Source organism: Streptomyces sp. NPDC059371 (assembly GCF_042751995.1).
Lineage (GTDB): Bacteria > Actinomycetota > Actinomycetes > Streptomycetales > Streptomycetaceae > Streptomyces.
Genome location: NZ_JBHYXD010000096.1, coordinates 4,868 through 15,544 on the forward strand (window position 1 = coordinate 4,868; position 10,677 = coordinate 15,544).

The 10,677-nt window shown below is 70.8% G+C and carries 12 protein-coding genes and 1 pseudogene; 6 read left to right on the top strand and 7 right to left on the bottom strand.

What is annotated here, in order from left to right:
* The 3 genes and pseudogenes from ACFXGX_RS34860 to ACFXGX_RS34870 all read right to left on the bottom strand — a co-directional run.
* Window positions 1–425, bottom strand: a pseudogene (locus ACFXGX_RS34860) (GNAT family N-acetyltransferase); the annotation flags it as partial.
* A gap of 725 nt (window positions 426–1,150) precedes the next feature.
* Window positions 1,151–1,522: a VOC family protein gene (locus tag ACFXGX_RS34865; RefSeq protein WP_384799623.1), complete on the bottom strand. Its 372-nt coding sequence runs from the start codon at window positions 1,520–1,522 to the stop codon at window positions 1,151–1,153.
* A 224-nt stretch (window positions 1,523–1,746) separates the two neighbouring features.
* Window positions 1,747–2,679 carry an SDR family oxidoreductase gene (locus ACFXGX_RS34870; RefSeq protein ID WP_384799626.1) on the bottom strand — a complete coding sequence of 311 codons (933 nt, stop codon included), beginning with the start codon at window positions 2,677–2,679 and terminating at the stop codon, window positions 1,747–1,749.
* Between the two features lie 163 nt (window positions 2,680–2,842).
* Between ACFXGX_RS34870 and ACFXGX_RS34875 the strand changes: the two genes are divergently transcribed.
* Together ACFXGX_RS34875 and ACFXGX_RS34880 are read left to right on the top strand one after the other, a co-directional pair.
* A complete protein-coding gene (locus tag ACFXGX_RS34875) occupies window positions 2,843–3,409 on the top strand; it encodes a TetR family transcriptional regulator (RefSeq protein ID WP_384799629.1) in 567 nt (188 codons plus the stop codon).
* Window positions 3,410–3,604: 195 nt separating this feature from the next.
* Window positions 3,605–4,345, top strand: coding sequence for a class I SAM-dependent DNA methyltransferase (locus ACFXGX_RS34880; RefSeq protein ID WP_384799632.1), 741 nt, complete (start codon window positions 3,605–3,607; stop codon window positions 4,343–4,345).
* A 36-nt stretch (window positions 4,346–4,381) separates the two neighbouring features.
* Here the strand turns inward: ACFXGX_RS34880 and ACFXGX_RS34885 are convergent, their stop codons facing one another.
* Window positions 4,382–5,299 (bottom strand): NADP-dependent oxidoreductase, encoded by a 918-nt coding sequence (locus ACFXGX_RS34885; protein WP_384799635.1) that lies wholly within the window; start codon window positions 5,297–5,299, stop codon window positions 4,382–4,384.
* 158 nt (window positions 5,300–5,457) lie between these two features.
* On the opposite strand from ACFXGX_RS34885, the gene ACFXGX_RS34890 reads away from it, so the two are divergent.
* Window positions 5,458–5,886 carry a YrdB family protein gene (locus ACFXGX_RS34890; RefSeq protein ID WP_384799638.1) on the top strand — a complete coding sequence of 143 codons (429 nt, stop codon included), beginning with the start codon at window positions 5,458–5,460 and terminating at the stop codon, window positions 5,884–5,886.
* 57 nt (window positions 5,887–5,943) lie between these two features.
* Here the strand turns inward: ACFXGX_RS34890 and ACFXGX_RS34895 are convergent, their stop codons facing one another.
* Window positions 5,944–6,477, bottom strand: a complete 534-nt coding sequence (locus ACFXGX_RS34895) for a GNAT family N-acetyltransferase (RefSeq protein WP_384799641.1) — start codon at window positions 6,475–6,477, stop codon at window positions 5,944–5,946.
* 91 nt (window positions 6,478–6,568) lie between these two features.
* Here ACFXGX_RS34895 and ACFXGX_RS34900 point away from each other — a divergent pair, with 91 nt between their 5' ends.
* Complete coding sequence (locus ACFXGX_RS34900) at window positions 6,569–6,829, top strand: hypothetical protein (protein WP_384799645.1); 261 nt, start codon at window positions 6,569–6,571, stop codon at window positions 6,827–6,829.
* A gap of 34 nt (window positions 6,830–6,863) precedes the next feature.
* Here the strand turns inward: ACFXGX_RS34900 and ACFXGX_RS34905 are convergent, their stop codons facing one another.
* Together ACFXGX_RS34905 and ACFXGX_RS34910 are read right to left on the bottom strand one after the other, a co-directional pair.
* Complete coding sequence (locus tag ACFXGX_RS34905; RefSeq protein WP_384799648.1) at window positions 6,864–7,094, bottom strand: hypothetical protein; 231 nt, start codon at window positions 7,092–7,094, stop codon at window positions 6,864–6,866.
* Window positions 7,091–7,705: a hypothetical protein gene (locus ACFXGX_RS34910; RefSeq protein WP_384799651.1), complete on the bottom strand. Its 615-nt coding sequence runs from the start codon at window positions 7,703–7,705 to the stop codon at window positions 7,091–7,093. Before ACFXGX_RS34910 ends, ACFXGX_RS34905 begins: the two co-directional genes overlap by 4 nt.
* Window positions 7,706–8,041: 336 nt before the next feature.
* Between ACFXGX_RS34910 and ACFXGX_RS34915 the strand changes: the two genes are divergently transcribed.
* Together ACFXGX_RS34915 and ACFXGX_RS34920 are read left to right on the top strand one after the other, a co-directional pair.
* Window positions 8,042–9,655, top strand: a complete 1,614-nt coding sequence (locus ACFXGX_RS34915) for a cation acetate symporter (RefSeq protein ID WP_384799654.1) — start codon at window positions 8,042–8,044, stop codon at window positions 9,653–9,655.
* Window positions 9,656–9,763: 108 nt separating this feature from the next.
* A complete protein-coding gene (locus ACFXGX_RS34920) occupies window positions 9,764–10,588 on the top strand; it encodes a polysaccharide lyase family 7 protein (RefSeq protein ID WP_384799702.1) in 825 nt (274 codons plus the stop codon).
* Window positions 10,589–10,677: the final 89 nt, after the last annotated feature.

Here is a 10,677-nt window from a genome sequence, read left to right on the forward strand (position 1 = left end):
CAGGGGACTCTTCACCCCCGCGCGACTCGGCGGCGGGCGGGGCGTGGTGAGCTCCACACCCACCCCCCCCCCCCACGTCGTGGCGCCGCGCTCCGGCGCCCACCGCTCGACCGCCTGGATCAGGTAGTCGCCCACGCCCTTGCCCCGAGCTGTGGGTTGACCCACATCGAGATCAACTCCACGTTCTCTGCTCCCTCGCCCGGCACTCCGCTGGCCATGCCCACCGGAAGGCCGTCGAGGAGCGCGACGAGATCGTGCGCGCCAGGTATCGACAGACGGGCACGCCAGCGTTCCTCCCGGTCGCCGGAGCCCTGCCACTGGGCCAGCGTCGATCCGAACGCATAGGGCGCCTCAGCAAGCGCGGCCAGTCGCAACTCCCGCCAAAGGGGCCAGTCGTCTGATTCCAAAGTGCGTAGTTCAAGCATGATCCAGACCCTGCCCGCCCGACGGGGCGGGCAGCAAGTTGATTACAACCGCGCAAACGAGGTCTTTCAGCCCTGCGGCCAGCCGAAACCGGGGAGCAGCGGTGACTCACGCACCCGCAGACCACGAGACCTCGGTGAACCTATCCGGTCACGGCACTAGCGGGTGTCGGCGGAGAAAAGCCCAGGGGGCTAGGAGCTGGAGACAACGGACGGCCTCCTGGCGTCTCCTGTCGGGAGTCCAATCGTTGTCCGGGGTGAAGTGCCGGGCCAGGGAGGGCTTATCCGGGGAATGAGGAGGGGAGCTGTGGCGCGTTCGCTTGGGGTGTCGCTGGCCGAGGCGTATTCGCAGGTCGCCGCGATGTGGTTGTAGGAGCGCAACGAGGAGCTGACCCCGGCGAAGGCGACGCCAAAGATGCAAGTCGCGGCGTGGTGGCGGCGGTCGGCCGGGAACGAATAGGAAGAGAACATCTCCAACCGGACGGCGCTGCCGAAGTGGAAGGGCGGCGACATCGCAGCCTGCCGTAAGTGCGTCGGCTACAAGGTCTACTACTCCTATCCGGACTGCGGGCATACCGCGATGGTCACGCCGGAGGCCGCGGCGAAGAAGCGGGGACGCTGCTGGACCCCCGCTGCGTTCGCCGGACAGGCTGGCCCAAGCGGGCTGATGGCCAAGTACTCACCCGCTGGCGCAACCGCACCAACGAAACCCGCCCGGCGTCCGAGCCCTATCCGGTGAGGGTCGCCTTCGGGCGTACCACGCAGAACTCGTTCCCCTCGGGATCGGTCAGTACGGTCCACGACTCCTCTCCGCTCTGTCCCACGTCCGCCCTGCGGGCCCCGAGCGCGAGGACGCGTTCGATCTCCGCCTCCCGGTCCTCGGCCGCGGAGGTCAGATCGAGGTGCACACGGTTCTTGACGGCCTTCCGGTCCGTGACCGGCATGAAACAGATGCCCACCGGTGCCGCCTCGTGCGGCCCGATCACGACCTCCCGTTCCCGCTCGGAGAGGATCCGCCAGCCCAGCACCTCGGCCCAGAACCGAGCCAGCGAGGGGAGGTCGTGCGCGTCGATGACGATGTGATGCAACGAGAGCGGCATATCTGCCAATGTGCCCTGGTTTCACCGGGATCACTGCATCGGGAGGACGCCGGGGGCGCCATCTGGCGGACAGGCAGTTCTTCTGCACGACCTGGAGGCCTACGGGTGTCCAGGCCCCGACCCCGGCCCCGGTCTCGGCCCGGCCCGGCCCCGGTCCTGGTCTCGATCCTGGCCCGGCCCGAGCTCCCCGCCCCTCCCGTCCCGCGGACCGACGTGAGCTGCCCCTACCGCCCGCCGTTCCGGAAGTAATGCCCCATCTCCAGGTCCTCGATCAGCCCCGGCCCGGTCGGGTTCCAGTCCAGCAGGTCGCGGGTCCGCTCGCTGGAGGCCGGGCTGTCGAGGCCGAGGAAGCCCGACAGCCAGGCGAAGTGCTCCGCCGCCTCCTCGGCCGGGACGGAGCGGGTGGGCACACCGAGGTGGCGCCCGATGGCCTCGGCGACCGAACGGATCGGCACGCCGCCCTCGGCGCTCGCATGGAGGACCGATCCCGCCGGCGCTCCCTCCAGGGCGAGGCGGAACACGCGCGCGGCGTCGTCGCGGTGCGTGGCCGCCCAGCGCTGGGTGCCGTCGCCGATGTACCCGGCGACGCCCTTGTCCCGGGCGATGCCGATCAGGGCGGCAACGAATCCGTTGTCACCGTCGCCGTGGACGGTCGGGGGGAGCCGTACGACGGACGAGCGGACGTTCCGGTCGGCGAAGGAGAGGGCCACGTGGGCGGTGCCCATCCGGGTCCGCGGGCCGCCCGGCAGCGCGGACAGTTCGTCCGGCGTCCTTCCGTCGTCTTCCGTGCTCGGGCGGCCCGTGGCCAGCCCGATCAGCCCCGACGCGATGAGCAGCGGCCGTCCGGAACCCGCGAGCGACTCGCCGAGCGCCTCGACGGTACGGCGGTCCGCGTCGGCGGCGTCCTGGAAACCGCCGGAGAACGCGAGGTCGTGCTTGAACGCGAGGTGGATCACGCCGTCCGACGCCTCGGCCGCCTCGCGCAGGACGTCGAGGTCATCGAGGGTGCCGGACACCGTGTCCGCCCCGACTTTCGTAAGGGCCGCGGCCGAGGCGTCCGAGCGGGCGAGCCCGACCACTTCGTGCCCCGCTCCGATGAGCTCGGGGACAAGTGCGGAGCCGATCCATCCGGATGCCCCGGTGACGAAAACACGCATGAGAAAGCCTCCAGCCTGGGTGGCCGTCCGCGCACCCGGAGAGCACGTGGGGGCCACCGAGCGATGTCAGTGACTGTCATCAAACGTAGCACTCGATGTCAGTGACTGTCATCGAATGCCGCCGCCTCGATGTCAGTGACTGCCATCGAGTACGATGCCGGGCATGGGTCGATGGCAGCCGGACGCGCGCGGCCGCCTCGCACGGGCGGCACTGGAGCTCTATGTCGAGCGCGGCTTCGACCGCACCTCGGTGGCGGAGATCGCCGAACGGGCCGGGCTGACGGAGCGGACGTTCTTCCGGCACTACGCGGACAAGCGCGAGGTGCTGTTCGCGGGTTCGAGCGAGCTGCGGGACGTGCTCGCGAGTGCCGTCGCGCAGGCCCCCGAGTCCGCCACCCCGATGGATGCCGTGGCGGCGGCCCTCGAAGGCGCCGCGGCCGTGCTGGAGGCACGCCAGGAGCACGCCCGGCAGCGGCAGTCCGTCATCGACGCCAACTCCGAACTGCAGGAACGCGAGCTGATCAAACTCGCGTCACTGTCCGCGACGCTCACGGACGCGCTGCGGCAGCGTGGCGTCGACGAGGCCTCCGCGGGGCTCGCCGCGGAGGTGGGGATCGCCGTCTTCAAGTTCGCCTTCCGGCGCTGGGTCGACCGGGCCGAGGAGAAGGAACTGGCCCAGTTCATACGGGAGTCGCTGGCCGGCCTGAGAGCCGTGACCGCGGACGGGTGACGCCCTCTCCCGGGACTGTTCGAAGTCGGCCCCGGGGAGCGGCAGTTCAATCCGAGGGGCGGCAGCTTGCTCCCGCTCCGCCGTGACCGCCATCCCACGCCGAGACCGCGCCGGGAAGGCCGAGAGCCCGCGACCGAGAGTGAACGCCGCACAATTGGCGCGCGCCGCGAACGGCTCCCGCAGTACGGTCTGGCGATGGACGAACCCGATGGATACTTCGGCGAGCGCGTCGCGGCAGCCTACGACGAGTCGTCAGGGGACATGTTCGAGCCCGGCGTCATCGACGCGACGGCCGACTTCCTGGCCGGCCTGGCCGCCGGTGGCCGGGCCCTTGAGCTGGGCATCGGGACGGGACGCGTCGCGTTGCCGCTGGTACGACGTGGCGTCCCGGTCCACGGCATCGACCTCTCGCGGGCGATGGTCGCCCGGCTGCGCGCCAAGCCGGGCGGTGACGCGATCGACGTCACGATCGGTGACTTCGCGACGGCGAAGGTGGAAGGGACGTTCTCCGTCGCCTACCTGGTGTTCAACACGATCATGAACCTCACGACGCAGGCGGAGCAGGTGGCGTGCTTCCGCAACGCGGCGGCCCACCTGGAACCCGGGGGCTGCTTCGTCATCGAGGTCATCATCCCCGAACTGCGCAGACTCCCGGCGGGTCAGAATGTCGTGCCCTTCCAAGTGAGCCCCACGCGCTGGGCGTTCGACATCTACGACGTCGCCACCCAGGAGACGAGCTCGAACTACGTCGAGGTCGTCGACGGCCGCGGCGAGTACCGGTCGATCCCCTTCAGGTATGTGTGGCCATCGGAACTCGACCTCATGGCCCAGCTCGCCGGCCTGCGACTGCGTGAGCGATGGGACGGCTGGACACGGGAACCCTTCACGAGCGAGAGCCGTCGGCATGTCTCGGTCTGGGAGAAGCCCGCCGACTGACCGCGAACAGAGCGGGCGGGTCCGAGGGGCGTGCTCTCAGGGCCGGAGCACGATCTTGCCGTGGGTCTGCCGCAGTTCCAGCTCGCGGAACGCGTCCCGGACCCGCTCCAGCGGGTAGGTGCGTGCGATCGGGACATCCAGTTCTCCGCGCGCCGCGAGCCGGGCCAGTTCGCCGACCACCACCGCGCAGGCCGCCGCGCCCTCGCCGTACGTGTGCGCGCCTACCCGGGCCGCCGCCTCCCAGTCGCGGATCGTGTTGATCCGCTCGGGCCGCACGCCCAACTCCACGGCCAGATCGACGTAGCCGTCGCCGAACGTGTCGATGAACGCGTCGACCGTCCCGCCACAAGCCTGCCGGATCCGTTCGGCCGCGCCCTCGCCGTAGTGGACCGGAACGACCCCCCGCTCCTTCAGCCAGGCGTGGTTCCGCTCACTCGCCAGCCCGATCACCGTGGCACCGCGCCGCCGCGCGAGCTGCACGGCGAGTGACCCGACGCCGCCGGCCGCGCCGGACACCACGACGGTGTCGGTCGGGCCGGGGTCGACCGCGAACACGGAGGCGTACGCGGTCGTGCCGGCCACGTACAACGAGCCAGCCACCTCCCAGGAGAGCCCCTTCGGACGCGAGACCAGCTTCACGTCCTCCACCACGACGAACTCCGCGTGACTCGCCCTGTCGTGAGTGAAGCCCAGGACCTCGTCACCCACCGCGAAGCCGCGCACCTGCGGACCGGCCTCCACCACGACACCGGCCAGATCGCTGCCCTGCCCGGAGGGAAACGCGGCCGGCCGGCGTCCGTGCCGCGCTCCCTCGCGGATCATCGCCTCGCCGGGCTGGATCCCGGCCGCGCGGACCTCGACGAGCACCTCACCGGGGCCGGGCGTCGGACGCTCCACCTCCTCCACCCGCAGCACATCGATCCCGCCGTACGCGTGGAACCGGACCGCCTTCATCCTGTGATCACCGTTCTTCCTCGTTCGGGCGAAACGGGGGCGCCGGAGCCCCGGAAGGACCGCGCGGCGACCATGCCGTCGGCATCAACTGCCGTGCAGGGCAGTAGTGTTCCCGCGTGCAAGCCACGCCGGCCGCCCACGCGCACCGAGAGGACGTCATGTCTACGGACCCCGGCACCACCCTGTCCGCCGAGCGGCCCTGGTTCGTGGCCAACGAGATCCTGGCGTTCGTGGTGGAGCTCGCCGCGCTCGCCTGTCTGAGCTGGTGGGGATTCACCGTCGGTGACGGCCGGCCGCTCCACATCCTGCTCGGCCTGGGGGTGCCCCTGGCGGCCGTCGTGCTCTGGTCGCTGTTCGCGGCACCGAAGGCACGACTGAGGCCCGGTCTGCCCGGGGTGCTGCTCGTCAAAGCGGTGGTACTGGGGGGTGGCGCGGCCGCGGTGTACGGAGTGGGACATCCCCTTGGAGCCGTGGTCATGGCGGTCGTCGTGGTCGCGAACACGGCCGTCGCCGAAACCCTCCGCCGCACCGTTCCCGGCCGATCCGAGGGGCCGGACGGCGCGACCGGCTCACCGGAGTCCGGCTGAGGCCCGCCGGAGCGGGCTCACACGTCGAGAGCGGGCATCACGCGTCGATCGGGGGAATCACGCCTGGAATTCGCTGAGATCGATCGCGTGGACGGTCAGCGGGACGCCGTACTCCGGATGGACCGTCTCTTTCGTCGGCTCCATGCCGAGCTTGCGGACGACGTTCAACGAGGCGTCATTGCCGGCGTGGTTGATGCTGATCACCCGGTCGAGGCCGCGGTCCTGGAGGGCGAACTCCAGTGTGGCGTGGGCGGCTTCGGACGCGTAGCCCTGGCCCCAGAACGGTGTGCCGAAGCGATAGCTGATCGCCACGGCGGGCAGTACCTCCGGCAGGAACTCGGGAACCGACAGTCCCGCGAAGCCCGCCAGCTCACCCGAGGCCAGCAGCTCGACGGCGAAGATGCCGAAGCCCTCCTCGTCCCATTCGTCCTCCCACCGCTCCATCTCCTCGGCGGTGGCGTCCAGGTCGCGGACCGAACCATCGTCGATCCAGCGCATGACGTCGGGGTCCGCGTTGATGTCCGCCATCGGGGCGAGGTCGTCGTCGTACCAGCGGCGGAGGAGGAGGCGGGGGGTGCGGATCTCGGTCATGGCACCCATCCTGCCCTACGGCTGAGCCCCACCACGCCGCAGGCTGAGCGGGTCATTGTTTTGCACGGATCGGCCGGGGCAACCGGCCGTCATGGAGACGAATGACGGTACGGACGAAATGATCGAGACCCAGGGCGACGAGCACCACGTCGTCCTCAGCGCCGACACCAACGGCGACGGAAGGACCGACGTCTGGATGACCGACACCACAGGAGACGGCAAGGCCGATCTCTACCAGTTCGACACCACGGGTGACGGCCGGATCGACCTCACGATGGTCGAACGGGGCGACGAGCCGGGCGTGGACCGGGTCGTCGTCGAAGGGGACGGCGGCCACCCGATGGAGAGCTGAGTCCTCGTCACGACACCATGTCCGGCCGCCTGGCCTACGGCGTGCCCGTGCCCGTCAACGGACGCAGGGCGGCGGCGCCGACGCGCAGGAGCGCGGACACGGGCGGCCCCACCCAGCGCGCCAGTTCGTCCGGCAGCGCCGGGTCCAGCTCGATCGTCACCCGGACGTATCGCGTGTCCAGCCGAGCGATCTTGACATGCCGGGGCGCGGCGTCGTCCGGCTCCCGTTGCAGGGCGGCCCGGTAGGTGTCCTTGCGCTGGTTCACATCGCGTCCTGACGCTTGATGAGCTCGTCCGCGAGATCCATGTAGGCCGATCCCTTGACCGTGACGGGGCTGCCGAACGACTGGGAGTACAGGTCGAGTCGGGGAATGTGGGTGGACAGCACGTCGAAGCCGCGTTCCGTCAGCGCCTCGCGGGCATCGGCGTCCGGGCCGGTACGGGTGGCGTCCGGACGGTTCGTACGGTTCAGCAGTACGGCGGAACGGGCCGGCCGGGGCCGCAGCGACTGGACGTCGCCCATCTCGCGGCCGATCGGCGCCATGCGGTCCAGCTCGATGGGGGAGGGGGTCACCGGCACGATCCACTCGCTCGCGTACCGCATGACGCTCCGGGCGATGTGGGCGTGATCCTCCATCTGCGGGGCGTCGAACACCACGGCCTCGCGGTTGCCGATGAAGTCGTTCACGCGCCGGTGCACGTCGCCCACCGGGAGGGAGACCACGGGGAAGGGGAAGCCTCCCGCCAGTTCGCTCCACCGAAGCGCCGAGGACGCGGGGTCGGAGTCCACCAGCAGGGGTGAGCAGCCCGACTCGTGCAGCGCGTGAGCCAGCCACACCGCGCTCGTCGTCTTGCCCACTCCGGGTTTCAAGTTCACAAAGGCATAGCTCATCGACACAGGGAGCCACGCTAGTGACCGCGAGGGGCCGGGGGTCGGCCAAGCCGCGGGTACGGACCCCGCGTTCACCCCGGCGTGCCCGTGAATCATCCCAATGGATCAACGCGGTGTGCCTCCGCACAGCCCCGCCCCGCAACCGCTGTGCACGCGCCGCCCGAACGCACGGTCCCCTTGTACGCGCTCCGGCGCGGCTGATGCCATGCCGGGCATGTCACCCGCAACCTGCCCACATCCCGTTTCTCCCGTCCCTCCGTCATCTCCGGTCCCGGGCACACGGACACGCCCGTGCGCGCAGGCGCCGTCCAAGGGCCGCCGGTGAGCGCCGTGGGCGACGGAGAGTCGCTCGCCGTCATGGTCTTCCTCGGCTTCGTCGCCGTGTCCCTGCTGCTGTGCGGTCTGGCGGCGGCCGATCTGGACGACCCCGAGCACTTCTACGCGGGCGGTGGCGCGGCCTTCGGACCGGTCGGCGGCGGGCTGGCCATCGCCGGTGACTACATCTCCGCGGCCACCCTGCTCAGTACCACCGGCGCGGTCGCCCTCGACGGGGCGGACGGCATCCTGTTCGCCTGCGCCACCGTCTTCTCGCTCTTTCTGATGATGCGGTTCCTGGGCGAACCCCTGCGCAGGAAAGGGGTGTTCACCCTCGGGGACTTCCTCGCCGACCGCCTCGGAGACCCCTCCGTGCGCCGTGCGCTCGGCATCGCCTCCCTCGTCGTCCTCACCCCGCTGCTCCTGGTGCAGCTCTCCACCGCCGGACGCATCATGGCGGCCATGTTCGGGCTCCCGGACGGCGCGCTCACCGGGTGCACCGTCGCCGGAGGCGCCCTGATGGTCTGCTACGCCGCGTTCGGCGGGATGCGCGGTGTCGGGTACGTACAGATCCTGAAAGTCGGTGTCGTACTCACCGCCCTGCTGCTCCTGGCCGGGATCGTGCTCGCCCGGTACGGATGGTCACCGTCGGCCCTCTTCGGTGCCGCCCAGGAGCGATCCGGAGCGGGCGCCGACTACGCGCGCCCCGGACTCCACTTCGGCCACTCCGTCGCCGGGCGCCTCGATCTGATCGGGTTCGAGGCCACCCTCCTGGTCGGCGCCGCCTGTCTGCCGCACATCACCATGAGGCTGCACCCGGTCGGGGACGCCCGCACGGCGAGGCGTGCCGTCGGCTGGGCGGTCGGCCCGGTCGCGGTGGTGTGCGCCGGGGTCGTGGTGGCCGGGCTGGGTGCCTGCGCCCTGCTGGGCCGGGGTCCGGTGCGGGCCGCCGACCCCGGGGGAGCGACCGCTCTGCTGATGGTGACAGGCGTGCTCGACCCGGTCGCCGGGGGCGCCCGCCACAGCATGCTGTTCGCGATCGTCGCCTGCGCCGTCTTCGCCACCACCCTGGCGGCCGTCGCGGGCATCACGCTGGCCGCCGCCTCGAGTCTCGCCCGTGACTTCGGCGGGCGGCCCGCGCAGAGGGGCCGGGGCCGTTCGGCCGCCGGGGAGATCCGCCGGGCACGGCTGGGGATCGTCCTGGTCGGAGCGGTCGCCGTCGTCGTGTCGGCGGCCCTCGGGGACCGCGGCAGACTGACGCTGCTCTCTCTGTCGTTCACCGTCGCGGCCTCAGTGCTCGCCCCCGTCCTGCTGTACGCGCTCTTCCTGCCCGGCCACTCCGCGACCGGGGTGCGCCGGACCGTCTACGGGACCCTCCCGCTCGTCGTGCTGCTGCTCGCGGGATCTCCCGCCGTGTCGGGCACCCCGTTCGCGGTCTTCCCCGGCCAGGACGTCCGCTGGTTCCCGCTCCAGACACCGGGGCTGATCACCATTCCGGCCGGCTTCCTCCTCGGGCTCACGGGCCGCACGCACCCACGCGGCGGCGCTCCCCGGACGTCCTGGCCGCGCTCAACCGCCGTGAGCGCGCGACCTCTTGACGGAGCTGGTGCAGACCTTTAGCGTCACGGCACACGAAGTTCACAGGTGAACTTAACGTTCACGTACCTGAACCTCGGCTTCCCCCACCGTCTGCTCCACCCGACCAGACGAAAGGCCGTGACCGTCATGATGAACAAACGACCACATACCCGAACTCCCTCTGCCCGTACCGGACGTGCCGCTCCTCCCCGGCTCCTGACGGCGGCAACCGTCGCGGGCCTCGTCGCCGCGGCCACCGTTCTGGGCACCGCCGACGCCGGTGCCGCCGACCCGAAGGTCGCGCCCGGCGGCAACTTCGACCTGTCGGTCTGGCAGCTCCAGGAGCCCGTGGGCTCACCGGGCTCGCCCACCACCATCTCCTCCGCCCGGCTGCAGGGAGCGAACGGCTACCAGGACGCGTACTTCTACACCGACACCCGTGACGGCGCGATGACGTTCTGGGCGCCCGAGAAGGGCGTCACGACGCCCAACTCCTCCTACGCCCGCTCCGAACTGCGGGAGATGAACCGCGGCGGCGGCGCGGCGGACTGGTCACTGAGCGGCAGCCACCGGCTGAGCGCCACGTTGCGGGTGGTGTCGGTCACCTCCAACGTGTGCGTCGGCCAGATCCACCTCGGCTCCGGCGGATCCTCCACCAAGCCGCTCGTGGAGCTGTACTACCGCGCGAGCGGCGACATCGTCGTCGGCACCGAGAATTCGCCGTCCGGCGGGCAGACGACCCACACGGTGGGGCATGTGGCGGTCGGCAAGACGTGGACCTACACGATCGCCGTCTCCGGCGGGAACACCATCGACCTGACCGTCAACGGCAGCACCACGCACTACGCGATCCCGTCGTCGTTCTTCCCCTACAAGCAGTACTTCAAGGCCGGCTCGTACAACCAGTCGTCCTCCGACAGCACCACGAAGGGGGCGAGGGTCGCCTTCTACGGCCTGAACGTCTCGCACGGCTGACGGCTGACGGCTCGTCGGACATGACGGAGGGGGGGGGCCGCGCGGCCCCCGCCGCGCCCCCCCCCGCCCCCGGCCCGCCCCAGACGACT

Bases quoted from the DNA above. Each gene is read 5' to 3' on its own strand.
- ACFXGX_RS34900 (WP_384799645.1), top strand. From the start codon at position 6,569: ATGGAGACGAATGACGGTACGGACGAAATGATCGAGACCCAGGGCGAC.
- ACFXGX_RS34920 (WP_384799702.1), top strand. From the start codon at position 9,764: ATGAACAAACGACCACATACCCGAACTCCCTCTGCCCGTACCGGACGT.
- ACFXGX_RS34870 (WP_384799626.1), bottom strand. From the start codon at position 2,679: ATGCGTGTTTTCGTCACCGGGGCATCCGGATGGATCGGCTCCGCACTT.
- ACFXGX_RS34880 (WP_384799632.1), top strand. From the start codon at position 3,605: ATGGACGAACCCGATGGATACTTCGGCGAGCGCGTCGCGGCAGCCTAC.
- ACFXGX_RS34895 (WP_384799641.1), bottom strand. From the start codon at position 6,477: ATGACCGAGATCCGCACCCCCCGCCTCCTCCTCCGCCGCTGGTACGAC.
- ACFXGX_RS34885 (WP_384799635.1), bottom strand. From the start codon at position 5,299: ATGAAGGCGGTCCGGTTCCACGCGTACGGCGGGATCGATGTGCTGCGG.
- ACFXGX_RS34865 (WP_384799623.1), bottom strand. From the start codon at position 1,522: ATGCCGCTCTCGTTGCATCACATCGTCATCGACGCGCACGACCTCCCC.
- ACFXGX_RS34890 (WP_384799638.1), top strand. From the start codon at position 5,458: ATGTCTACGGACCCCGGCACCACCCTGTCCGCCGAGCGGCCCTGGTTC.
- ACFXGX_RS34875 (WP_384799629.1), top strand. From the start codon at position 2,843: ATGGGTCGATGGCAGCCGGACGCGCGCGGCCGCCTCGCACGGGCGGCA.